Annotated in this window: 22 protein-coding genes and 1 pseudogene; 5 read left to right on the top strand and 18 right to left on the bottom strand. The window is 39.1% G+C overall.

The annotated features are described in order from the left end of the window. Window positions 1–42: 42 nt before the first annotated feature. Together HNR53_RS01430 and HNR53_RS01425 are read right to left on the bottom strand one after the other, a co-directional pair. Window positions 43–168: a GapA-binding peptide SR1P gene (locus HNR53_RS01430; RefSeq protein ID WP_184521839.1), complete on the bottom strand. Its 126-nt coding sequence runs from the start codon at window positions 166–168 to the stop codon at window positions 43–45. A 279-nt stretch (window positions 169–447) separates the two neighbouring features. Next, window positions 448–747: a DUF3055 domain-containing protein gene (locus tag HNR53_RS01425; protein WP_184521836.1), complete on the bottom strand. Its 300-nt coding sequence runs from the start codon at window positions 745–747 to the stop codon at window positions 448–450. 279 nt (window positions 748–1,026) lie between these two features. Between HNR53_RS01425 and HNR53_RS01420 the strand changes: the two genes are divergently transcribed. Further along, window positions 1,027–1,404, top strand: coding sequence for a small peptidoglycan-associated lipoprotein (locus HNR53_RS01420; RefSeq protein WP_246439185.1), 378 nt, complete (start codon window positions 1,027–1,029; stop codon window positions 1,402–1,404). An 82-nt stretch (window positions 1,405–1,486) separates the two neighbouring features. Here the strand turns inward: HNR53_RS01420 and lpdA are convergent, their stop codons facing one another. The 5 genes and pseudogenes from lpdA to pdhA form a co-directional block, all read right to left on the bottom strand. Beyond that, entirely contained in the window at window positions 1,487–2,899 is a 1,413-nt protein-coding gene (lpdA, locus tag HNR53_RS01415; protein ID WP_184521832.1) for a dihydrolipoyl dehydrogenase, read from the bottom strand. A gap of 3 nt (window positions 2,900–2,902) precedes the next feature. After that, on the bottom strand, window positions 2,903–4,189 hold the full coding sequence (locus HNR53_RS01410; protein ID WP_246439199.1) for a dihydrolipoamide acetyltransferase family protein: 1,287 nt from the start codon (window positions 4,187–4,189) through the stop codon (window positions 2,903–2,905). A gap of 135 nt (window positions 4,190–4,324) precedes the next feature. Continuing rightward, window positions 4,325–4,537 (bottom strand): annotated as a pseudogene (locus HNR53_RS23130) (biotin/lipoyl-containing protein); the annotation flags it as partial. Window positions 4,538–4,762: 225 nt separating this feature from the next. Next, entirely contained in the window at window positions 4,763–5,740 is a 978-nt protein-coding gene (locus HNR53_RS01405) for an alpha-ketoacid dehydrogenase subunit beta (protein WP_184521826.1), read from the bottom strand. Between the two features lie 3 nt (window positions 5,741–5,743). Next, a complete protein-coding gene (gene pdhA / locus HNR53_RS01400) occupies window positions 5,744–6,859 on the bottom strand; it encodes a pyruvate dehydrogenase (acetyl-transferring) E1 component subunit alpha (protein ID WP_184521823.1) in 1,116 nt (371 codons plus the stop codon). A gap of 590 nt (window positions 6,860–7,449) precedes the next feature. Here pdhA and def point away from each other — a divergent pair. The 3 genes from def to rnjA all read left to right on the top strand — a co-directional run bounded on the left by def (window position 7,450) and on the right by rnjA (window position 10,290). Next, a complete protein-coding gene (gene def / locus HNR53_RS01395) occupies window positions 7,450–7,998 on the top strand; it encodes a peptide deformylase (RefSeq protein ID WP_184521821.1) in 549 nt (182 codons plus the stop codon). Between the two features lie 411 nt (window positions 7,999–8,409). After that, complete coding sequence (locus HNR53_RS01390) at window positions 8,410–8,619, top strand: DNA-dependent RNA polymerase subunit epsilon (protein ID WP_184521818.1); 210 nt, start codon at window positions 8,410–8,412, stop codon at window positions 8,617–8,619. A 3-nt stretch (window positions 8,620–8,622) separates the two neighbouring features. After that, window positions 8,623–10,290, top strand: coding sequence for a ribonuclease J1 (gene rnjA, locus HNR53_RS01385; protein WP_184521815.1), 1,668 nt, complete (start codon window positions 8,623–8,625; stop codon window positions 10,288–10,290). 41 nt (window positions 10,291–10,331) lie between these two features. Here rnjA and HNR53_RS01380 read toward each other — a convergent pair whose 3' ends face one another. The 9 genes from HNR53_RS01380 to HNR53_RS01340 all read right to left on the bottom strand — a co-directional run bounded on the left by HNR53_RS01380 (window position 10,332) and on the right by HNR53_RS01340 (window position 18,762). Beyond that, window positions 10,332–10,991 (bottom strand): NAD-binding protein, encoded by a 660-nt coding sequence (locus tag HNR53_RS01380; protein ID WP_184521812.1) that lies wholly within the window; start codon window positions 10,989–10,991, stop codon window positions 10,332–10,334. A gap of 84 nt (window positions 10,992–11,075) precedes the next feature. After that, window positions 11,076–12,206 carry an amidohydrolase gene (locus HNR53_RS01375; protein WP_184522735.1) on the bottom strand — a complete coding sequence of 377 codons (1,131 nt, stop codon included), beginning with the start codon at window positions 12,204–12,206 and terminating at the stop codon, window positions 11,076–11,078. Window positions 12,207–12,318: 112 nt separating this feature from the next. Continuing rightward, window positions 12,319–13,029 carry a 2,3,4,5-tetrahydropyridine-2,6-dicarboxylate N-acetyltransferase gene (gene dapD / locus HNR53_RS01370; protein WP_184521809.1) on the bottom strand — a complete coding sequence of 237 codons (711 nt, stop codon included), beginning with the start codon at window positions 13,027–13,029 and terminating at the stop codon, window positions 12,319–12,321. 80 nt (window positions 13,030–13,109) lie between these two features. Continuing rightward, window positions 13,110–13,997 (bottom strand): transcriptional regulator CcpC, encoded by an 888-nt coding sequence (gene ccpC, locus HNR53_RS01365; protein WP_184521806.1) that lies wholly within the window; start codon window positions 13,995–13,997, stop codon window positions 13,110–13,112. Window positions 13,998–14,128: 131 nt separating this feature from the next. Next, window positions 14,129–14,761, bottom strand: a complete 633-nt coding sequence (locus HNR53_RS01360; RefSeq protein WP_184521803.1) for a CAP domain-containing protein — start codon at window positions 14,759–14,761, stop codon at window positions 14,129–14,131. 82 nt (window positions 14,762–14,843) lie between these two features. Continuing rightward, entirely contained in the window at window positions 14,844–16,361 is a 1,518-nt protein-coding gene (locus HNR53_RS01355; RefSeq protein ID WP_184521800.1) for an MDR family MFS transporter, read from the bottom strand. Window positions 16,362–16,421: 60 nt separating this feature from the next. Next, on the bottom strand, window positions 16,422–16,847 hold the full coding sequence (cbpB, locus tag HNR53_RS01350; RefSeq protein WP_184521797.1) for a cyclic-di-AMP-binding protein CbpB: 426 nt from the start codon (window positions 16,845–16,847) through the stop codon (window positions 16,422–16,424). A gap of 198 nt (window positions 16,848–17,045) precedes the next feature. After that, window positions 17,046–17,282, bottom strand: a complete 237-nt coding sequence (locus tag HNR53_RS01345; RefSeq protein ID WP_184521794.1) for a YkuJ family protein — start codon at window positions 17,280–17,282, stop codon at window positions 17,046–17,048. 271 nt (window positions 17,283–17,553) lie between these two features. After that, window positions 17,554–18,762 (bottom strand): EAL domain-containing protein, encoded by a 1,209-nt coding sequence (locus HNR53_RS01340; protein WP_184521790.1) that lies wholly within the window; start codon window positions 18,760–18,762, stop codon window positions 17,554–17,556. Window positions 18,763–18,960: 198 nt separating this feature from the next. On the opposite strand from HNR53_RS01340, the gene HNR53_RS01335 reads away from it, so the two are divergent. Then, window positions 18,961–19,839: a metallophosphoesterase gene (locus HNR53_RS01335; protein WP_184521787.1), complete on the top strand. Its 879-nt coding sequence runs from the start codon at window positions 18,961–18,963 to the stop codon at window positions 19,837–19,839. 87 nt (window positions 19,840–19,926) lie between these two features. Here the strand turns inward: HNR53_RS01335 and HNR53_RS01330 are convergent, their stop codons facing one another. Together HNR53_RS01330 and HNR53_RS01325 are read right to left on the bottom strand one after the other, a co-directional pair. Beyond that, window positions 19,927–22,026, bottom strand: coding sequence for an RNA degradosome polyphosphate kinase (locus HNR53_RS01330; RefSeq protein ID WP_184521783.1), 2,100 nt, complete (start codon window positions 22,024–22,026; stop codon window positions 19,927–19,929). A 182-nt stretch (window positions 22,027–22,208) separates the two neighbouring features. Beyond that, window positions 22,209–23,777 carry a Ppx/GppA family phosphatase gene (locus HNR53_RS01325; RefSeq protein ID WP_184521780.1) on the bottom strand — a complete coding sequence of 523 codons (1,569 nt, stop codon included), beginning with the start codon at window positions 23,775–23,777 and terminating at the stop codon, window positions 22,209–22,211. Window positions 23,778–23,779 lie beyond the last annotated feature (2 nt).

Raw genomic sequence — 23,779 nt, 5'->3', positions numbered from 1 at the left:
TATCTTAAAATAGAAATGAATGTTTGTGATTATTCTCTTTGATTATTTATCTTCTTTGTTATGTTTATGGTTGGAGCAATTGCAAGTTGAAGAATAAAGAACCGTTACCTTTTCATCTTCAAAATAACCTAATGTTGCTTCACATTCTTGGCATACGATTGTACCCATCTTCACATCTCCTCTGTTGTCATAACTAAACGTTTAAGAAAGCGTTTTAACTTTGTAACTCTATAATAATATAACATTATTCAAATTTCAACCCTAAATTGTATAACACATTTGTTTAAAAAGGGGAATAAAAAAGGCACAGTGTATTTGAATGTACTTGGATGTACATTTCAAATTAAACTGTGCCTCAAAATCCGTGATCTTCTCATATAAAATTGATGAATACTATCTATCGTCTCATTCGTCATCATCTTCACTCAACGAAATCTTAGTATTCTATTAATCGTATTGAGGTTCAAACGGGGATGTTGGTAATGTCCGATAGAAAAATTCAGCTAAATCGGCAGCATCCTTATAATTTTCAATTCTAAACGCTGACTGTAAATAATCGATATCTTCGAGGTCATTTGGGTCGAGGAGTGTTGAGCGACCAGTTTGCATACAAACTACAAGGGGCTTTCCAAAGAATAGGTTGGTGTAAACAATTCCAAAATCATAGCGAGTGTGTTCCGTAATAAAACCAATAAAACGAACCTTAACATTTTCATCTTCATCATAGAGTTTCTCAAAATTCATCATTAATATCTCTCCCCTCTTCTTTTTTATATTCTGATTAGATTTTTATTATATTTTACAACCAGTCATTTATGCAAGTAATCAGTGTCAATATTCTTAAATTCGTCAAAAAGTTTTATGAATTAATTGACACTTTTTTACTCTTGTACACTCATATGTTTATCAATTTTATAACAAATAAATGACAATATGATTATCAGCTATCTTCTGTGCTAGAATAAGGAATATTCTTAAAGGATTTTTTATCTATTAACAGAAATAAAGTGAGGCGGCAATGGGTAAATGAAAGGGAACCCCCTTCTTATGATGGCTTCTACTCTTTTATTGATGACTGCTTGTGAAAACAAAGAGCAAGCAGATTCATTATCTTTAGCTAGTAATAGTAAACAAATCGTATTTTTTTCTGATGAGGAAGAATATGAAGAGGAAATTTCTTATTATAATGCCATTATTGAACTTAAAAAGGAGTATCCCGAGGAAATAAAAAACATGAAAGTACTTACCGCTTCAGAAGTGGAAGAATATTACAATACATTTAGAGTTAATCATTGCCCTGCCATATTAGTTTACTATCACAATCATGTTATTGTTCAAATACAAGGCGATGCAGAAACAAGGGATATCATTAATCCTATTGCAAACGCTCTATCCAGAAATTAATAAACAGCAAAAGAGACCGGCTTCAATAAGTCAGTCTTTTTTGCTGCATAATGGATCATTGTGAAATAATCAAAGTCCCGCTTTATTTTAATACATGAATCGGGCTTCCTAAGGCTACTTCAGCAGCTTCCATTGTCATCTCACCCAGCGTTGGATGCGCATGAATGGTCAAGGCAATATCTTCTGCAGTCATTCCGGCTTCAACAGCCATCCCTAATTCAGAAATGATGTCAGATGCATTAGCGCCGGCAATTTGCGCCCCAATGACAACCCCGTCTTCTTTATTTGTGACTAATTTTACGAATCCATCTGTACTGTCAAGTGATAATGCGCGGCCATTGCCGGCATACGGAAACTTGGCTGTAATAACCTCAATGCCTGCATCCTCTGCATCTTTTTCCGTGTATCCAACGGTGGCAAGTTCAGGATCCGAAAATACCACAGCAGGGATACCGACATAATCAATAACAGACGTATGACCTGCAATGGCCTCAGCAGCAATTTTCGCCTCATAGGAAGCTTTATGTGCTAATTGAGGACCTGCTGTCACATCACCGATGGCGTAGATATTACTTACGTTAGTACGGCATTGTTTATCAATTTCAATCAATCCGCGCTCAGAAACCTTTACTCCCGCCTGTTCCAGACCCATTTCGTCTGTATTTGGACGTCTTCCGACCATGACAAAAACATAATCAGCTTCAAATTTCTTTTCTTCCCCTTTGATTTCAGCGGTTACAATGACCCCATTTTCTGATTCTTCTACGCCTTTAGCCATAGCTTTTGTATATATTTCTGCTCCTTTTTTCTTTAACGAACGTTTTACCAAAGCAGACATTTGTTTTTCAAAACCAACACCAAGAATTTCTTCGGCACCTTCTAAAATCGTAATTTGCGTTCCAAAGTTAGCATAAGCTGTACCCAATTCAATACCGATTACCCCTCCGCCAATCACCACGATTTTTTGCGGAACTTCCGCTAAATTGAGAGCACCGGTGGAGTTCAGTACCCGCTTAGAGTATTTAAAGGCAGGAAGTTCAATCGGACGAGATCCTGTGGCAATAATCGCATTTTTAAAATTATAAGTTTGCGAAGATTTTTCCGTCATTACTTTTAATGATTGACTATCAACAAAGAACGCTTCACCACGAACGATCTCTACTTTGTTCCCCTTTAATAATCCTTCAACGCCGCTAGTTAACTTTTGCACAACACCTGCTTTAAATTCCTGCACTTTTGTAAAATCTACTTTTACATTTTCAGCTGTAATACCGAATTTATCAGAATGTTTAGCTGTTTCATAACGGTGCCCCGTAGCAATAAGGGCTTTTGAAGGAATACACCCCACATTTAAACATACGCCGCCAACATATTCCTTTTCTACTATCGTTACTTTTTGACCTAATTGGGCTGCGCGAATAGCTGCTACATATCCTCCAGGACCTGCACCGATGACTATAGTATCTGTTTCAATTGGAAAATCGCCGACTACCATTTCTTACGCCTCCATTAATAATAATTCAGGGTCATTTAGTAAACGTTTAATATGATTTAACGCATTTTGCCCTGTTGCCCCGTCAATCATGCGATGATCAAAGCTTAATGATAAAGCCAGCACAGGAGCCGCAACAATTTCACCATCGCTGACAATTGGTTTCTGCGCGATGCGCCCAATTCCTAATATTGCGACTTCAGGATGGTTGATGACCGGAGTAAACCATTGACCACCGGCAGAACCAATATTTGAAATGGTACATGATGCCCCCTTCATTTCATCAGGTGCTAGTTTGCCATCACGAGCCTTAGCTGCTAATTCATTGATCTCATTTGAGATCGTGAAAATAGATTTACGATCCGCATCCTTCACTACGGGAACGAGCAGACCTCTTTCCGTATCCGCTGCGATACCAATGTTATAATAATGTTTCTGAATAATTTCATTTGCTGCATCATCTAACGAAGTGTTTAAAGCAGGGAACTCACGCAGCGCACTTGTTAATGCTTTTACGACATACGGCAGGAATGTTAATTTAATTCCTTTTTCAGCAGCGACTTCTTTATATTTCTTACGGTGTGCCACAAGTTTTGTTACCTCTATTTCATCCATTAACGTTACGTGCGGTGCCGTATGTTTAGAATTCACCATCGCTTTGGCAATCATTTTGCGAATGCCGCTCATTGGCTCGCGGGTTTCAGTATATTGCCCCTCGGAAACAGCTGCTGCTGTTTTCACCGGTTTTGCTGCTTCAGTTGCAGCTTGTGCTTGAGCACCGGTCTCTGCCTGCACTTGTGATGATGGTACATGTGCCTCTATAGCAGCTCCGCCTGCCGCAAATGTATCAATATCTTCTTTTAATACTCGACCTCCTTTGCCGCTGCCGGCAACTAAACGGATGTCTACCCCTTTCTCACGTGCATATTTACGAACAGAAGGCATAGCAATCACGCGGCGGTTTGGATCCACCGCATTCGCATTTTGAGGCTGTGCAACTGCAGGCTTTGCTGCTTCTTGCACAGGTACTGCTTCAGCTGCTTCAGCTCCCTTAAATTGCAGATTTTCATATCCTGGCGCATCAAAGGTAATAAGGACTTGTCCAACAGTAGCAACTGTCCCTTCCCCCACTAATACTTCTTTAACGGTCCCTTCAACCGGAGATGGAATTTCCACTACCGCTTTATCATTTTGTACTTCACACAATACAGCATCTTCTTGAACTTTATCACCTGGTTTTACATACCATTTTACAATTTCGCCCTCGTGGATTCCTTCACCGATATCAGGCATTTTGAACTGAAATAAGGAAGATACTGCAGCAGGAGTTGGTGCAGCTGCTGGTGCCGGCTCCTGAGAATCCTGTCCGCTTTCATCCCCTTTAAATTGCAGATTTTCATATCCCGGCGCATCAAAAGTTACAAGAATCTGGCCTACAGTAGCAACTGTCCCTTCCCCCACTAATACTTCTTCAACTGTTCCCTCAACCGGAGACGGAATTTCCACTACCGCTTTATCATTTTGCACTTCACAGAGCACATCATCTTCTTGTACTTTATCACCAGGCTTGACAAACCATTTCACAATTTCACCTTCATGGATTCCTTCACCAATATCTGGCAGTTTAAATTGAAATGCCACTGAAATTCACCCTCCTATGTATGCCATATTCAATATGCAGTAAAGAAATTTTCTGTCCTTATCCGAACTGACATACCTTATTTTGCCTTAATTTCAAGTTTATCATTAGTAAATATGAAACAAAATATTTGCCCCATAAAACGAAGGTTTCTATCACTATTCACAAAAGAGGATAGAAACCAGTAATAAAACCACGCAGGACAATGGCATTCATTTTAAGTCTATCTAAAACTCAAGCACTTTCTTCGCCGTTTCAAGTACATCTTTTGCATTTGGAAGCCATACTGATTCTGCCTGAGGGAATGCAAATATGGTATCAGGCGCCGCAACCCGCAATACCGGTGCTTCAAGACTGAGAATCGCCCTGTCATTAATTTCAGCTACCACATGTGCCGCTACACCAGCTTGTTTTTGCGCCTCCTGAACAACAATGGCACGTCCAGTTTTTTCTACAGAAGCAATGATCGTCTCAATATCCAGCGGGCTGACAGTTCGCAGGTCAATTACTTCTGCCGAAAACCCCTGCTTTTCTAGCTCTTCCGCTGCTTTTAATGATTCATGAACCATCGCACCATACGTAATAATGGAAATATCAGTACCTTCTCGTTTAATATCCGCCTTCCCTAATGGAATGGTATATTCCTCTTCAGGCACCTCCTGGCGGAATGAACGGTAAAGCTTCATATGTTCAAGAAAAACGACCGGATCATTATCGCGGATAGCTGAAATAAGCAGTCCTTTTGCATCATATGGTGTGGATGGGATCACAACCTTTAATCCAGGAGATTGTGCCAGCAAACCTTCCAAACTATCAGCATGCATATCGGGAGTGTGCACACCCCCGCCGAATGGAGCACGAATTGTTACAGGAGCGTTAAATGTACCACCCGTACGATAACGCAAACGGGCTAATTGCCCGGAAATAGAATCCATTACTTCAAAAACAAAACCAAAGAATTGAATCTCCGGGATAGGACGGAAACCCTGTAGAGATAACCCAAATGCCAGACCTCCTATTCCTGACTCAGCAAGAGGAGTATCAAATACACGCTCTTCCCCAAACTCCTTTTGCAAGCCATCCGTCGCCCGGAACACCCCGCCGTTTACGCCAACGTCTTCTCCAAAAATTAATACATTGGGATCATTGCGCAATTCAGTACGTAACGCATCCGTAATGGCTTGAATCATTGTCATTTGCGCCATGGCTTACTTCGACTCCTTTGCTTTATAAATCTCATATTGTTCTTTTAAATTTTGCGGAAGTTCTTCATACATATGGGAAATTAAATCAGTCACTTTTTGTTTTGGAGCAGCATCCGCTTTTTTGATTGCTTCTTTTATGTCTTCTTTGGCATGTTCAATTACTTCGTTTTCTTTTTCTTCACTCCATAATCCTTTTTCCTCAAGAAATTTACGGAAACGGACAAGCGGGTCCTTTTTCTCCCACTCATTATCAAGTTCAGATGTACGATAGCGGGTCGGATCGTCACCAGCCATTGTATGCGGACCATAACGATAGGTAATGGTTTCAATTAAAGTAGGTCCCTCACCATTTATCGCACGTTCGCGGGCATCATGTACCGCTGCATACACAGCAAGAGGATCCATTCCATCTACTTGAATCCCCGGAATTCCGGCAGCAACCGCTTTTTGCGCAAGCGTTACAGCAGCTGTTTGCTTCTCACGAGGGGTAGATATGGCAAATTGGTTATTTTGCACGATAAAGATCGCGGGCGCTTTTAATGCTCCAGCAAAGTTCATCCCTTCATAAAAGTCTCCCTGCGATGTACCTCCATCACCTGTATACGTAATAGCAACTGCCTTCACGCCTCGCTTTTTCAGTCCTAATGCCACACCGGCTGTTTGCACATATTGTGCACCAATAATAATCTGCGGAATATATATATTTACACCTTCCGGAATTTGCCCGCCTTCAAAATGTCCTCTTGACCATAAGAAGGCTTTATAAAGCGGCAGTCCATGCCATACGATTTGTGGAACATCACGATAGCCGGGTAAAATAAAATCTTCTTTTTCCAAGGCAAATTGCGAAGCCAGCTGTGAAGCCTCCTGACCTGCAGTAGGAGCATAAAACCCTAACCGTCCTTGTCTGTTTAACGAAATGGAACGCTGATCGAGAATTCTGGTGTAAACCATGCGGCGCATTAATTCTTGAAGCTGTTCATCACTAAGCTGGGGCATTGCTGCTTCATTCACCACTTTGCCCTCTTCATTTAATATTTGCAGCATTTCAAATTGTTCTGCTATCTTACTCGCTTGAGTGTTTGCATCAAAATATGCCTTCTGTGTATTTGAAGCCATCCCAGTCATCCTTTCATTACTTTACATAGACTTTATTTAGATTATCCAAAAATCCCTTTTTCCAAAGCATGCGATAAAATAGAACCCTTCTCTATTAGTATTTCACTAAAACTTTAAAAGCTTTCGACAAACCCCTCATTGAGAAAAATAGCAGGAATATTTTCACCCGATTTTTCACTTTGCTTCGAAAATGAATTTCATTATCATATTATATACTGTATTACTCAACTTTGTTATTTTATTGGTACAACTAACTATTTCTCCTTAAGTGTATACTACAAAAAATAGTTTAGTCAACGAATTTGATTGTGTTTTTACTATTCCTCCCTTTCTAATTTTGCAAAACAATCATAAACTGTTACACGCAAATTCATTATCTGTATTATATAAATTATTTTTAATAATATCTGTTATAGCAAAGAAATGTACTATCTCCTACTTTCGATTTAATATCATATATTAATGCGATCATTCATGTTGTGTGAAAAATATTATTTCCTTCTTATTCTTCAAGTGAATCTGTTTTATTAACTTTTTTTGTTATTTTTGCTACAATTGTGCTAAATGATTTGGGAAGGTAGTGATGAGGATTGCTAACAATGGATGATATTATCCGTGATGGACATCCTGTTTTACGTCAGACAGCAGCGGAAGTATCTCTTCCTGCATCTGAAGAGGATAAAAAGATTTTAAAAGAATTAATGGAATACGTAAAAAACAGCCAAAATCCGGAAATTGCTGCGGAATTAGGCCTGCGTCCAGGCATTGGATTAGCCGCTCCGCAAATAAATGTATCGAAACGAATGATTGCTGTTCATGTTACAGATGAAAAAGGGGAAGTCTTCAGCTATGCCCTTTTTAATCCGAAGATTATCAGCCACTCCGTAGAGCAGGCATTTCTATCCACCGGCGAAGGCTGTTTATCTGTAGATGAACAACACGGGGGATATGTACCGAGACATGCCAGGGTCACCGTAAAAGGGGTCGATGGTGCAGGGAATGAAGTCAAAATCAGATTAAAAGGGCTGCCTGCGATCGTATTCCAGCATGAAATTGATCATTTAAATGGAATTTTATTTTATGACCATATCGATAAAGAAAACCCGATGAAGATTCCGGAAAACGCCATTATGATTTAATAAACAAAAAAATGAATCGCCATGTTGCAGTATGCGCTAAAAAAAAGATGCAACAATTACCAGACATCTCCATGAAAGTAGTTGTTCTTTTTACATATAATATAAATAAAAAGAAGAACAACTTGTTTTAAACACACTTTCCTACTTTACTTTACACTAGGATTGTTTAAAATAGAAGTAAGGAGATGATCCACAATGTTAAAGAGGCTGAGAAAGAAGCTCTTAAAACAGTGGAATGATATGTTGCGAAAAAAATCAATTGCGTGATTATTTGAGCCCTTCACTCTTGCGAAGGGCTCCTTCATTATTAAAATGATAATGAAATTTCACTAAAATGGTCCTAAAACATGAAATTAACATTGTTTTTTTATATAATAGAAAAAGTCTATATTGGATTAAGGAGCGATTATCATGATTTATAAAGTTTATTATCAAGAATTTAAAACACAAGTGCCTGTTCGGGAAAATACAAAAAGTATTTATGTGGACGGAGAATCAGTAAGAGACATTCGCAGAAAATTATCTGAGCGCCCGTATAATATTGAGTTTATAACTCCTCTTGAGGGAGCAAGCTTAGAGTATGAACAACTAAATGAAGATTTTAAAGTATTGGAGATATAATGTATGAAATTTGTAAAAAATGATCAAACGGCTGTATTTGCCCTCGGAGGATTGGGGGAAATCGGTAAAAATACGTATGGTGTTCAATTTCAAGATGAAATCATCCTGATAGACGCCGGAATTAAATTCCCTGAGGATGAACTTCTGGGAATTGATTATGTGATCCCTGACTATACATATTTGGTAAAGAATCAGGACAAGATTAAAGGTCTCTTTATAACACATGGACACGAGGATCATATAGGCGGTATTCCCTACCTCTTAAGACAAGTTAATATTCCCATTTATGGCGGCAAGCTCGCCTTGGGATTAATCAAGAATAAATTAGAAGAGCATGGGTTATTAAGACAGACGGTACTGCACGAAATTAAGGAAGATGACATTGTAAAATTCAGAAAAACCTCTGTCACCTTTTTCAGAACGACTCACAGCATTCCTGATTCATATGGAATTGTCGTGAAAACTCCTCCAGGACAAATCGTCCATACAGGGGACTTTAAATTTGACTTTACGCCAGTCGGGGAACCGGCAAACTTAACAAAAATGGCGGAAATCGGTAAAGAAGGTGTTCTCTGTCTCCTTTCTGACAGTACGAACAGTGAAATACCTCATTTTACGATGTCAGAAAGACTGGTCGGTGAAACGATAGATGATATTTTCCGTAAGGTAGAAGGCCGGATTATTTTTGCGACGTTTGCGTCCAATATCCATCGTCTGCAGCAGGTAGTACAAGCAGCTGTTGCCAATGGGCGCAAAGTGGCTGTTTTTGGTCGCAGTATGGAAGCAGCGATTAATATCGGGTTAGATTTAGGGTATATTCAAGCACCAAAGGAAACATTCATTGATGCGCAAACGATTAATCGTCTGCCGGCAAACAAGGTAACGATTTTATGTACAGGAAGCCAAGGCGAGCCAATGGCAGCTCTTTCTAGGATAGCCAGCGGGACTCACCGCCAAATTCAAATCATCCCTGGTGATACTGTTGTTTTCTCATCGTCACCCATTCCAGGAAACGCCACAAGTGTCAATCGAATCATTAACATGCTGTTTAAAGCAGGCGCCGAAGTGATTCACGGGAAATTGAATAATATTCATACTTCAGGGCACGGCGGGCAAGAAGAACAAAAATTAATGCTGCGCCTCATTAAGCCGAAATTCTTCATGCCGATTCATGGAGAGTACAGAATGCTTAAAACGCATATAAAGCTTGGTGTTGATTGCGGTGTACCTGAGGAAAACTGTTTTATTATGGATAACGGCGAAGTTCTTGCCCTAAGTGAAGATACAGCACAGGTTACAGGAAAAATCCCTTCAGGAAGTGTTTTCATTGATGGAAACGGAATTGGCGATATCGGCAATATCGTTCTGAGAGACCGCAGAATCCTTTCCGAAGAAGGACTTGTTGTTGTTGTTGTAAGCATTAATATGAAGGACTTCAAAGTTGCCGCAGGACCTGATATCATTTCCCGTGGATTTGTCTATATGAGGGAATCGAGCGATTTAATCAATGATGCGCAAAGTTTAATTACAAAGCATTTAACGAAGGTAATGGAGCGGCGTACTTCGCAATGGTCGGAAATTAAAAATGAAATTACAGATACCCTTGCACCATTCCTTTACGAAAAAACAAAACGGCGTCCAATGATTTTGCCAATCATCATGGAAGTTTGATTGGATCTAAAAAAACACCCATAAGAACTCAGGGTGTTTTTTTATTGCAATGCTTTCTTTTCGAATCGGTTAATATCTGTATCTGCGCCTATGACAATGAGAATATCTTTTTTATTTATGACTTCATTCGCCTGCGGCGATACAATAATTTCATCCTTCCGTTTAATGGCGACAATCGTAATCCCATATTTAGCCCGAATATCTAAATCAATAATGGAATTGCCGTCAATCCTTTCATTGGCAACAATTTCAACAATACTATGCTCATCGGAGAGTTCCAAATAATCTAATACACTATTTGAAATCATATTATGGGCAATTCGCTTCCCCATATCCCGTTCCGGGTGAACCACATGGTCGGCTCCTATTTTTATCAATACCTTTTCATGATAATCGTTCAGTGCTTTGGCCGTAATATTTTTTACTCCTAATTCTTTTAAGATAATGGTCGTCAAAATACTTGCTTGAATATCGTCACCGATGGCAACAATGACATGATCAAAATTACGGATCCCCAGCCCCTTCAGTACTTTCTCATCGGTTGAATCCCCTACAACCGCATGTGAAGCAATCATCGAATATTCATTCACGCGGTTTTCATCCTTATCAATGGCCATGACCTCCATACCCTCTTCAGCAAGAGTACGGCAGATGCTCCCGCCAAAACGGCCTAATCCAATGACTGCAAATTCCTTTTTCACCTTTAACTCCTCCAGCGATCACAATATGTTCCTATTTTAACACAATATCTTTCTGAAAACTCCATGGAAAAAGGTAATGAATCATCATGATTCATTACCTTTAAACTCGATATATTGTGCTATCATGTTGATTGCTATATCAATAGCACCTTCATTAGGCGTTAGTTTAGAGTGATGGAGTCCATACTCGGAATCAACACCAAGCCAGAACATAAAACCAGGAATTTCCTTTAGCATAAAACCAAAATCTTCGCCTGTCATTTTTTCCTCACATACAATGACATTGACATCTGTATGATTTTCGACAAATTCCATAAATTCCCTTGTCACTTTCGCATGATTATAAACCTGGTGATACATACTGCCGAAATCGATTTTGGTTTCACACTGAAAACCGATTTCGATTCCTTTAACGACCTCACTGACTCTTTTCTGAACTTGTTCCATAGATTCTGCTGATAGAGTACGTATCGTACCCTCCAACCGGGCATTTTCAGCAATGATATTTTGTACAGTACCACTTTCAATCTTACCAATTGTAATAACTGCACTGTCCAAAGGATCTACGTTTCGTGAAACAATCGATTGCAGCAAAGAGACTAATGCACAAGCGGCAACAACCATGTCATTTGTTTGATGAGGGTATGCCGCATGACCTCCCTTTCCTTTTAAATCAATGAACAACTCTGAAGTATTAGCAAATAAAAGCCCTTCTTTAATCGCGATCGAGCCGACAGGGTATTCAGGTGCAACATGAAGTGCAAGGATTAAATCAGGTCGCCATTCCTTCATAATCTCCGTTCTCATCATCGGTTCTGCCCCACCCGGAGCCTCTTCAGCCGGCTGGAAAATAAATAACAGATCATCATTTATTGGATTTTGCACAAAATGAGTTAATAAGCCGAGAGCAATGGACATATGGAAATCATGTCCGCATGCATGCATCTCTGTTTGATGACGGGAGCAAAACTCAAGACCTGTTTCTTCCACTATAGGAAGACCATCAATATCTGTTCTGTAGCCGATCAATTTTTGCGGTGCTTTCCCTTTTACCTTGACGAAGATACCAGTTTCCCATGTCTTGATTTCTAATCTTTCCTGAGGCAATGTTTCGATATAGTTTAATAAATATGCTTGTGTTTTAAATTCCTGAAAGCCCAGCTCAGGAATTTGGTGAAGCTCGCGGCGAATTTTTACAAATGGATTCAATTTGATTACTTCCCCTTCGTTTAAGTTTATGCAATCCGCTAACCTTAATTAATGTTTAAACCCTTGAAAATGAAAGAAGAGGCTGACCCAAAATACGGATCAGTCCCTAATAATTCGATTATAGCTGGCGCAATTCCTGCTTAATTTCAGTTTTAGATTTAGTTTTTTCATCAATTTGTTTAATAATACGTGCCGGTGTTCCAGCTACAACTGTATATGGAGCAACATCGTCAATTACAACTGCTCCAGCTGCAACAACTGCACCTTGTCCAACTGTTACCCCTTCTAGAACGACACAATTAGCCCCAATCACAACATCATCTTCCACTATCACTGGTTTAGCAGAAGGCGGTTCAACAACACCGGCCAGGACAGTTCCGGCACCAATATGACAGTTCTTGCCCACAGTCGCTCTGCCGCCAAGTACTACGTTCATATCGATCATCGTTCCGTCTCCAATGACTGCTCCAATATTAATTGAAGCTCCCATCATTATGACAGCGTTATTGCCAATTTCCACCTGATCACGAATAATCGCACCCGGCTCAATTCTAGCATTAATTCCCTTCATATCTACTAATGGGATAGCAGAATTTCTCCGATCATTTTCAATCACATAATCGTCTATTTGTGATTGATTTGCTTCAATAGCCGCTTTAATAACATCCCATTCACCGAATACAACCCCGGTTGAGCCAGTAATAAAGGTTTTACTTTCAGCACCAAAGTCAATTCCTTCTAACTTTCCTTTTATATATACTTTCACCGGTGTTGATTTTTTGCTATTTTGAATAAATGAGATAATTTCATTGGCATCCATCATTTTCATATTTAAAACCCTCCATAACGTAATTACGAATATTGCTAAAAATTACTTTATCAAACAAAATCAATCTAGACAAGAACAAATTAATTATGTTCTATTTCAGCAACAAATTCCTTAACGATATCAACAAAAGCTGTTACTTGATTGAGCCGAAAAGATGATTCATAACCTAAGAGCCATGTTTCGCGTTTAATTTCCCGATTCTGTTCGTCAAGTAAGGGGATTTTGAAAATATTAGACTCATTACCATTTAGCGTTATCGCCGGCAAAATAGCATAACCGATTCCATTGAACGTCATTTGTTTACATGTTTCAATTTGGTCGACAATAATCGTCCGCTTCGGCATCGTTTGAAATTGCCGGTGCCACCATTCCTGAATCTCCTGATAGTAGTTTGAATCACTTTTAAATTGAACAAACGGTCGATCAGTTCCTAATACCTGATCAATACTTGTTATTTCGGTATCTACTAGATAGAGGCTGTCATCAAAGAGATGGATTTTAACCCCTTTCCAATCAGGGGTGCCACGGATAATCCCGACATGAACCTGTCCTTCATAAATAGCTTTTAGGATTTCACTGCTCCAGCCAGTGATTAAGGAAATTTTCGCTTGGGGATAGCGGTTCACAAATCTTTTTAACACTTTCGGAAGCCAATTTTGCCCAACAATGGATGCAACAGCAATTTTCAATGTACCATGCACTTTCGTATCAAGCGACTGGATAGCTTCCCGGACTTGTTCTTCTTTCTCTATTGTTTCAGCGGCAAATCTGACAATCAATTCTCCCGCTGGAGTAAGCGATAATCCCTTTTGCGAACGTAAGAATATTTTTGTTCCCCATTCCTTTTCGATATGTTGTAATCGCTGGGAAAGTGCAGGCTGTGTAACAAATAATTTTTCCGCAGCCTTTCTCATATTCATTTCTTGTGCCAGAACGGTTAATAGATGGAGTTCAGACAATGTAGACATCGCATACCTCTTTGATAAGTTTTTCTTTATTATAAAGCAATAACCCATTGCCTGACAGTTTTATATCAAGCGGCAGTATTCCCTAAACCATGTGAAAGAGACTGACGCCGTCAGTCTCCTTTAAGCTTTGATTAGGATCCAATAAATATTTGTACCCATGCTCCATTATAATAACCGACACCAATGGCATTATATCCCCTATTCAAAATATTGGCCCGATGTCCTGAGGAATTCATCCAAGAGTTCATGACCTCCTGTGGTGATCTTTGCCCTTTTGCAATATTCTCCCCAGCGGAACGGTAGGAAACGCCAAATGTTTTTAACATTTGAAAGGGACTGCCATAGTTTGGACTAGTGTGGGAGAAATAGTTGCTGTTAATCATATCCATAGCCTTTTTCTCCGCTACATTCTTTACATCAGCACGATGGACTAACGCAGGCAATCCCTGTTTAGAGCGTTCAGCATTCACTAAACGTACAACTTCCTCTTCAAAAGAAGAGGATGGAGCCGCGGAAGACTTCAAACGAATCACTGAGCCAACTTGCATCTGATAAGGATTGACCGTTGGATTTAAAGACATTAACTTTCTGTAATCCAGACCATAACGTTTCGCAATAAACCAGAATGTATCCCCTCTGGAAACCTTATAATACTCAAAAGGAGGTTCCTTAAACATTTTGATTGTTTGTGCCTCTGCAGATTGGGTAGATGATATTCCCAACCCAAGAATAACGGCAAATAGAATGGAAAGTAATTTTTTCATCCATTATCAACTCCTCTCACCCTTATAGTGTGCAGATAGATAAGAGGAAGTATGAGCAATTGTAAATGGAAGAATTTCAAATTTACGGCGTTTCATTTTTTGTTTCTTCCTCGTATTTTGGAAAGAAACAAATCAAAACAAAACTCATTACTGCAATAAAGAGGACAACGTAATAAACAATGTGTAAGGAATGAGTTAAACCATTTTGCAGCAGGTTTAGCATCCCGATTGAAAGGTTATCTCTCGCCTCTTCGTTTAACAAAATATCAACGGAATCGACATCTATTTTCATCCCAGCGCTATGTTCTGCGAAGTATTTTTTTAATTGGCTGTTTAAAATGCCGCCGAGCAGCGCAGCAGCAATGGTATTACCTAGATTTCTCATAAACGAGTTGGATGCCGTGGCAATCCCCCGCTCATTCCAACTTACAGAGCTTTGGATGGAAACGATAAATGTCGTTGAAGTCAGTCCCATCCCAACTCCGATAAAGAAAGAACCCAGAGCGGCCAAAAGCGGTCCGGCTTCGGGTGTCAAAATGACAAAAATGATACTTCCTACAATCAGGGCTGCTCCGCCTAGAAGCGATGTCGTGCGGAATCCAATCCTTAACGCTAGAGTTCCGGCAACAGTAGAAGCGAGCGGCCAGCCAATCGACATCGTGGTTAAACTAAAACCTGCTTCAATGGGCGAGCGTTCCATCACCCCCTGGACAAAGGCGGGGAGAAAACTTGCAATTCCAATGAGCATGATCCCCGTAGTCAGCGATGTAATATTGGCAATAAATATCGAACGAACCCGCCAAATCGAAAAGGGCATCATCGGTTCGGCAGCCCTTTTCTCTTGAAAGTAAAATACCACAAAAACAATTATACTTAAAACGAGTAATCCCAACGACTGAAAGGATAACCAGGACCACCTGGTGCCTCCCTCAACTAGCACAAGCATCAATGCGGCCACCGATACAGTTAAATAAAAAGCTCCGGCGAAATCAATTGTATGTTTTTTCTTTTCTACCGTCTCATGTAAAAACAAAGTGATTCCAGCTATCGCCAAGATTCCAAGCGGAATATTCAGCCAAAAAACAAATTTCCAGCTTAGATAGGAAACAAGGAGCCCCCCTAGTGCGGGACCAAGAATAGCCGATATCCCCCAGACACTGGAAAGATACCCTTGAATTTTAGCACGTTCTTCTTTTGTATAAATATCTCCGACAATTGTTGTCGCAATAGACGTAACAGCACCTGCCCCAAAACCTTGGACCAGTCTGAAAATGACCAGCATCGTCATGGATTCAGCCAGCCCGCAAAGCAAAGAGCCTATTAAAAACATGGTGATACCAAAATTGATAACAGGTTTTCTTCCATACAGGTCAGAAAGCTTCCCATAGATTAAGACCGTCACCGTATGCATAAGCAAATAAGCAGAAAAGATCCAGCTGTATAATGAAAACCCGCCTAAATCACCGGCAATAGCAGGCATGGCGGTCGATACAATGGTTCCTTCGATTGCTCCCATATACATCGCAAGCATGATGGATGCTAAAACGAAAGGGCGGTTCGTTTTTTTTGCCGCCCGCCCTTTCAAATGGGCTTTAGTCATAAGTGAACACCTCTGTCTATTGTGGTAAGGGAGCTAAAATCTCAGTAGATAATGGCAATTTTAGAGATGATCATTAAATAATTGCAGAATAAACTTGCGCGTAATAATCCCTTCAAAAAACCCAGCATCATCTTCTACACATAAAAAAGAGTGATCGACAAGCAGTTCAAGGGTATGGGGCATTGAAGCGTTAATTTTTAGACGGGGAATTTCTTTCTTCATAACATCCTGAACCGGTTTTTGTTCCAGCTTTTCATATTCTATGCGCTCGAGGCCAAGAATGGATTCCATAATAATCGACATACTGATTAATCCATGAAGCTTATAATTTGGGTCTAATACCGGAATTGCCGTATAACCGCTTTTCGTTAAAACCAGAAGGGCATGTTCCAGATTATTTCCTACTTGAACATGTGCCACTTTTTCAGAGGGTATCATGAGATCACGGATATTCATTTTTAAAAACTCACTTCCAAGATTAATCATGGATGAACACACCTTTAACTTTCAATTTCGCAAATTCCATTTTAACACAATTTTACTGATTCCGCTTTTAAAACGCTTTCAATAGTATAAATTACGGCCCCTTATACCGCCCTACACATATGGCTAAAGTCAATAATAAAGGGGAACCAGTCCTTTTCAATAAATAGGAAAAGGAACCCTTAGGTTCCTCTCACTCAATTATTGAATTAAATCAAAGATTTCAATGGTAATCATATCAATATTATCGAATTGGTATCTCTTTGGTTTTTCTTTGTCAAAATAAACCTCCAACTCAAAAGTTTCACTCTTTGGCTGATAGGTAACCTGACATTTTCTTTCACCATTTACTTCGAAAAAACGCTGTGAAGGTTCTCCGCTGCTTGATTGTTCTTGAAGGCTTTTTAGCCTAGAAATTATACCTTGAAGCTGTGACATGCTCCCTCTCCTTTCAAAAAAAACCGAGTATCTCATTACTAGGTTTCTCAATTGATATGTTTCTAAACGCATCTTATGAAGTCAGAATTTTCCTCCATATCATCCCTTACACATCAATAATTACAGCATAAAATAAAGGCTTTGGTTTCACAAGTAAAACATGAAGAATTCTCATGTTTTTTTTACAAAAATTTCTTTGTAAAGCGTTTTTTCGCTAAATTTCGCCTTATTTTTCGACAAAGGTGAACAAAACACTCTGAAATTCTCACCATTAGAGCAAACCTTCCTGCCGGTAAAGAAACTCATATGACAAATCAATAAATAAATATTCCTGGGAATTTAACGGATAGGAAAACGTTCGAATCGTTTCCCCCGTTTCAATGTCACGATATAAATCAGACAGGATTCCCTTTTTATCATGCCGCATTTTAAAGATATTCTCTAAAAAATAAGGGCGCCAACTCCAGTTTTTTTGGTAATATTCCGGCTGTACCATCCACTCATTGTCTTTTTTAAACATATTCGCTGTTTTTTGAAAACCATCTTCATCACATACATACATTCTAAAAGCAATATCATCAAGGCTCTTGACAAGGAGGTTCATCATTTCTTCATAATCTGCCGTCTTTCGATTCTTACTTAATAAATCCTGAAGCTTCGCCTGGAATTTTTCTGAAACATCGAAAACGGCTTCCAGCCTTCTCTTTTCGTACAAAATAAAACCGTGAAATTCACTTTTCATCTTATCTTTCAGAATGTCCCGGACACAAAACTCCTCATCAGGTTTTCCTAAATAAAAACCTTGATAATACCGTCCGCCATGCTGCCAGGCAAACTGAAGCTGATATACCATTTCTATATTCTTAAACAACAGTGTCGCACCGATTTTCCTTGCCAAAATGGACAGTGAATATAAAATATCCCGATAGACAGGTGAAAGATTCATCGATCGCAAAGGGAGAAGGTCTACTTTCACAATATCCGGCTTTAACTGACCAATTCGATCAAGATGGCTGCTGTCATCTCCCATCTTATCAATAGCAATCTTTATGCCATATGTACGATAATAGTTCATTAAATGGGCAATCTCATCATACTTTGGATCCGCAGCATCTATCTCCAGGACAATCTGATTTAAGGATATTCCCTTTTCCTGAAATTGGAGCAAAAGCTGTAAAAAACTTTCCCCATCATTATGCGTTAAAACCTCTGCATCGCGATTTACGAATAAAAGGATGTCCTTCTCTATGGATAACGCCTGTTCCAATGCCTTTGTCAGAACCGTATTATCGACTTCAAGCCGATATTCATCCGGGATACTTGAATCTTGAAAAAAGGGACCTAAGCTGACAACCTTGCCGCCGCTTATATACCTGCCAAATATTTCATACCCGATGATTCGATGTTCATCTGCACTGAATATCGGTTGGAAATATGGAATGACATGATCTAAATCAGTAAGGATATCCAATGCATCCATTTTGAACCCCCCATTAAATGATGTTTTATTATATCATATTAAAATAAGTAATTTACATAAAATCAGCATACCTTTTCTCCATAAATTCACAATCTTTCTTATATTTATTTTATAACTTCAATACTTAATATTCTTTTTCAAATCAACCTTTGTTATGATATAATTACGGATTATTTTTTAGATAGGTTGGTAGATTATATGCCGCGAAAAATTTCACGCAGGACCCTTTTGAAACGGGCATTTGGAACGTTATCTACATTGCTTGCTGCAGGTGCAGGCGGATATTATTACGCTCGGGATATTGAACCCAAGTTACTTGAAATCAATCGACACTCTATTTCCCACACCCTTATCCCACGGGGCTTTGATCAATTCAAAATTGTTCAATTCTCAGACACCCATATTGGTTTTCAATATACAATTGGACAGCTGAAAAAACTAGTGGAGCATATCAATCGGCTGGAACCGGATATCGTTCTTTTTACCGGAGACTTAATGGATCAGCCAAATAAATATTTGGAAAGCAGTAAAATTGCCCCTATTTTGCAAAATATAGAAGCTCCTTACGGGAAGTTTGCTGTCTACGGCAACCATGACCATGGAGGCTATGGCACGGACATTTATCGAAATATAATGGAAAGCTGCGGTTTTGTTCTATTGCAAAATGAATTCAGGGAAATAAAGCTCCTGGATGGCAGCTCTATCTATATTAGCGGACTTGATGACGCATTGCTGGGCAAACCGGATTTAGCGCAAACGGCAGGCACATTGCCTGCCGACAGATTTAATATTTTACTGTCGCACGAACCAGATATCGCCTTGCAAGCAGCACGATACAATATTCATCTGCAATTAAGCGGGCATAGTCATGGAGGGCAAGTAAGAATTCCATTATACGGCGCTCTATATACTCCTCCTTTTAGTGATATTTATCATGAGGGTCTATATGAAATTGATCATTCCCTGCCTTTCCTTTTATATGTAAATCGCGGGCTCGGTACAACCCGTCTGCCGTTTCGATTTCTGTCAAAACCTGAATTAACCTTGTTTACTCTAACATCCCAGCGAAACGAATAAAGCACTTGCCAGGCAAATTAAAAAAGAGAAGGGATTGATAACATCGGGTCAATCCCTTCTCTTTTTCGTACTTTCCAGGAAGAAAAGTTATTCATCATCGTCTTCAGGAATAAACATGGACTCCTCCGTTAAAATAAGCTGACTATCAATTTCAGGATCCTTTTCTCCCCTTTTGACATAATGATAAATCCCCTCGCTATTTTGCTCCCGGGCCTTTACGTTATCAGCCAATTGTAATTGTAAAAAGCCCCTTAATTTTTTCTTTAAATTCGCTTCAAAAATTGGGAACAAGATTTCTACCCGCTTTTCCATATTTCGCGTCATCATATCAGCAGAAGATAAATAGATCTTTTCCTCGCCATTATGATGGAAGAAATAAATCCGGCTGTGTTCAAGGAATCTACCAACAATACTGATCACGCGGATATTCTCACTGATTTTTTCAATTCCCGGTTTTAAGCAGCAGATGCCGCGGATAATTAGTTCAACTTTGACACCGGCACATGATGCTTCATACAGTTTCATAATCAAAGGTTTATCCGTTAGTGAATTCATCTTCGCGATTATATGACCATTTTGATACTTTTTATGATATTCAATTTCATTATCGATTAATTTAATGAATTCGCCTCTAATATCATGAGGAGCAATAACCAGATGATGATAATCTGGTTTTCTTGTGTAGCCGCTTAAATAATTAAAAAAATTCGTCGCGTCAATGCCAAATTTTCGTTTCGTTGTGATATAGCCTAAATCCGTATAGATTTTAGCAGTCTGGTCATTATAATTTCCCGTACCTAAATGGACAAATCTCTCTATGGCGCCATTTTTCCTGCGGACAACAAGCGTAATTTTGCTGTGGGTCTTTAAATGTGTCATCCCATAGATGACATGGCAGCCGGATTTTTCCAATTCCTTTGCCCATTGAACATTATTCTCTTCATCAAATCTTGCTTTTAATTCAACTAAAACCGTTACCTGCTTTCCATTTTCAGCTGCGCGTTTCAAGGACTCGATGACAGGCGAATCGCCGCTCACCCTGTAGAGAGTTTGTTTGATCGCCAATACATCCGGGTCATCAGCTGCATCAGAAACAAAATCCAGTACAGGCTGAAACGAATCGTATGGATGGTGGAAAAGCAAATCCTCCTGTAATGCATGCTGAAAAATATCTGCTCCATTATGCATTCCGAAGACCGGCATAGGGACGAATGGCTCATACGCCAAATCATCTCTCCGTTCAGCAAATACTTTGCAAAAAGAAATCAAAAAGGTTTTATCAATCGGACCGTTAATATAGTAAACATCTTCCTCTTTTACTTCCAACTCATCCAGCAAATATTCCAATATCTGCTTGTCCGGACGATCCAGCTTAATTTCCAGGCGCACTGCTGCTCCCCATTTTCTTTTCTTTAATTCCTTTTCAATTTGATGAAGCAGGTCGCGGGCCCCTTCCTCATGAATCGTTAAATCCGCATTTCTCGTAATTCTAAACTGCGTAACAGAAACCACCTTATATCCATTGAACAGTTTGCCGATAAAATAAGTAATAATATCTTCTAACAGAACAAAGCTGGATTTATCATCCATATACGGTATTTCGATAAATCGTTTTAACACAGATGGAACCTGGACAAGTGCCAATTGCGGATTATGGTCGCATTCAAGCTCGTTTACAAGCGAAACTGCCAAATTAATGGACTTATTTAACAATAGTGGGAATGGGCGATAAGCATCAATCGCCATCGGTGTTAACACTGGGAAAATTTGTTCATCGAAAAAGTGCTCTAAATTATTTTTCTGCTGACTAGTCCACTCTGAAAATTTTAATATATGGATATCCTCTTGCTTTAGCGCAGGGAGGATATTCTTTTGGAAAATTTCGTCCTGCATTTTAACAAGGACATGTGCTTTTTCGGAAATCCTTGTTAATTGCTGTTTAGGCGTCATCCCCGCTTTATTTTCCGGTTTCATATACCCCACTTTAACCTGGTCTTTTAAACCGGCTGCACGTACCATAAAAAACTCATCAAGATTCGAACTGAAAATCGCTAAAAATTTGATTCTCTCTAATAAAGGATTTCGTTTATCCATAGCCTCTTGTAATACGCGCTCATTAAAGGCCAGCCAGCTCAATTCACGGTTGTTATAATAAGCAGGATAATTAAATCGATTTTCTAGACTCACACATACCCCACACCTTCGTTTACAATATTCGACAAATTTATCATAACAAAAATTATGCTGCACTGTTGTTAAGAAATTGTAAATAATTGAAGTTTTCTTATATTAATAAGGAAATAACCTTTGTTCATGACAGCCGTACCAGTCTTTCATTATTTTCTGAATGAATGAATAAACAGGCAACTTTATCGGCAATGGTGAAGCTCCTTTTCTCCCTTCAAATCCAACCGGACAAATTTCAGGGTAATATTTTTATTGATTGCTTTTTCTAATTGACGAATATGTTTTTCTGTTTCATATTGTTCCACAAACGCTTTGCCATTACTGTAAATAACAAGCAGGAGAGAATCCTGATCGATTATTTCAAATGTTACCTTTTTAACGATCGATCTTTTAGAGGAATCCAGAGCTGAAGCCACTTTTGCAATGGCACCACCTACTCGGATATCATCGATTTCATCCCTAGAGAACCAGGACCCAAAGCCTGATAAATATTGTTTTAACAACGTTTTATTTTTGAATGAAGCAATGAGGGCAAGCTTAACCCTCTCTTTATGCATGAGACCATTTATAGATTGATTCGCCAGCAAGTAAAACGTATGCTGGCTGCTGGCATCGTCATCAATATATTCCCCTAAGTAATAAATTTGTGAGCCGAAGTAAATAAATTTCCCCAACTCTTTTATATCATGAAATTTATAGAATGGACTGATTTCTGCACAAAGCTTTGCTGCAAGACTGCCGGTATGCATCGCATGCAGGCTGTCCACATGATAATCAACCATAAGTTCCGAAATACTATTTGTGATAATTTGATCTGTACTCAGTATCTTTTTACTTTTATCACTTTTTTTCATTGAAATTCCGTCCCGCAATCCTTTTCGGCTGAACATAAACATGGATGAACTGCAAAAATTACACAACTGCACAAATACCTCAACTGCTGGTACAATAATATCGGCACGGTCTCTCGAAAGCCCCTCTACTTTTTCTAATTGGGAAATAGACTGCCCCTGTAAATATTGCTGAACTTGTTCCAAATCAATAAGTGACATGACATATTGATGGATTCCCGCAATAGGATATTTTTTCAGATTTTGATCAATTTGGGCAATATTCCGTGCACTGCCGCCAATCGCAATCACAGGCACCTGGACATTTTCCAACCAGGGAAGTTGATGAAAGGATTGGAGGATAAATGCGGTCAGCTGTTTTTTCTCATCTTCTGTTATGCGCTCCCCATTCATAAATTGTTCTTTTAATGAGACAACACCAAACGGGAAACTATAAAAATGTTTCATTTCCCGGTTCTCGAAATAGGTAACCTCTGTACTTCCCCCTCCTATATCAATGGTAATTCCTGTATCAATTGAGGTTGAGCGTGAAACGGCATAAAAGCCATGAAAGGCTTCTTCCTCTTCAGAAAAGATTTTCATTTTTAAGCCTGTTTTTTCCTTCACAAGTGCTTTTATTTCCTGTTGATTTTTTGACTGTCTGATGGTAGCTGTTGCTACACAATAAATTTTTTCTACCTTATGAAAATGGATAATTTCATTAAACTCTTGTAATATTTCAATGAGAAGAGCAACACCTTCTGAATTTAAGGTTCCTTCATCTGTTAAATAATGCCTTAACCTCGCCGTTGTTTTTATATTCTCAGCTTCTTTTAAGCTGGCGTGATTCATTTTCTCATAAATGACTAAACGGATTGTATTTGAACCGATATCAATAACTGCCCATTTTTCTTTCTTCATCA

It is taken from the genome of Bacillus benzoevorans, from assembly GCF_014207535.1.
Lineage (GTDB): Bacteria > Bacillota > Bacilli > Bacillales > Cytobacillaceae > Bacillus_BD > Bacillus_BD benzoevorans.
Note: the sequence above shows the minus strand (reverse complement) of the source record. Positions and strands in the feature narration are given on the sequence as shown.

Excerpts from the sequence above, each read along its gene's own strand:
- HNR53_RS01430 (WP_184521839.1), bottom strand. The coding sequence starts at position 168 with ATGGGTACAATCGTATGCCAAGAATGTGAAGCAACATTAGGTTATTTT.
- HNR53_RS01425 (WP_184521836.1), bottom strand. The coding sequence starts at position 747 with ATGATGAATTTTGAGAAACTCTATGATGAAGATGAAAATGTTAAGGTT.
- HNR53_RS01420 (WP_246439185.1), top strand. The coding sequence starts at position 1,027 with ATGAAAGGGAACCCCCTTCTTATGATGGCTTCTACTCTTTTATTGATG.
- lpdA (WP_184521832.1), bottom strand. The coding sequence starts at position 2,899 with ATGGTAGTCGGCGATTTTCCAATTGAAACAGATACTATAGTCATCGGT.
- HNR53_RS01410 (WP_246439199.1), bottom strand. The coding sequence starts at position 4,189 with ATGCCTGATATCGGTGAAGGAATCCACGAGGGCGAAATTGTAAAATGG.
- HNR53_RS01405 (WP_184521826.1), bottom strand. The coding sequence starts at position 5,740 with ATGGCGCAAATGACAATGATTCAAGCCATTACGGATGCGTTACGTACT.
- pdhA (WP_184521823.1), bottom strand. The coding sequence starts at position 6,859 with ATGGCTTCAAATACACAGAAGGCATATTTTGATGCAAACACTCAAGCG.
- HNR53_RS01390 (WP_184521818.1), top strand. The coding sequence starts at position 8,410 with ATGATTTATAAAGTTTATTATCAAGAATTTAAAACACAAGTGCCTGTT.
- rnjA (WP_184521815.1), top strand. The coding sequence starts at position 8,623 with ATGAAATTTGTAAAAAATGATCAAACGGCTGTATTTGCCCTCGGAGGA.
- dapD (WP_184521809.1), bottom strand. The coding sequence starts at position 13,029 with ATGAAAATGATGGATGCCAATGAAATTATCTCATTTATTCAAAATAGC.
- ccpC (WP_184521806.1), bottom strand. The coding sequence starts at position 13,997 with ATGTCTACATTGTCTGAACTCCATCTATTAACCGTTCTGGCACAAGAA.
- HNR53_RS01360 (WP_184521803.1), bottom strand. The coding sequence starts at position 14,761 with ATGAAAAAATTACTTTCCATTCTATTTGCCGTTATTCTTGGGTTGGGA.
- HNR53_RS01355 (WP_184521800.1), bottom strand. The coding sequence starts at position 16,361 with ATGACTAAAGCCCATTTGAAAGGGCGGGCGGCAAAAAAAACGAACCGC.
- cbpB (WP_184521797.1), bottom strand. The coding sequence starts at position 16,847 with ATGATTAATCTTGGAAGTGAGTTTTTAAAAATGAATATCCGTGATCTC.
- HNR53_RS01345 (WP_184521794.1), bottom strand. The coding sequence starts at position 17,282 with ATGTCACAGCTTCAAGGTATAATTTCTAGGCTAAAAAGCCTTCAAGAA.
- HNR53_RS01340 (WP_184521790.1), bottom strand. The coding sequence starts at position 18,762 with ATGGATGCATTGGATATCCTTACTGATTTAGATCATGTCATTCCATAT.
- HNR53_RS01335 (WP_184521787.1), top strand. The coding sequence starts at position 18,961 with ATGCCGCGAAAAATTTCACGCAGGACCCTTTTGAAACGGGCATTTGGA.
- HNR53_RS01325 (WP_184521780.1), bottom strand. The coding sequence starts at position 23,777 with ATGAAGAAAGAAAAATGGGCAGTTATTGATATCGGTTCAAATACAATC.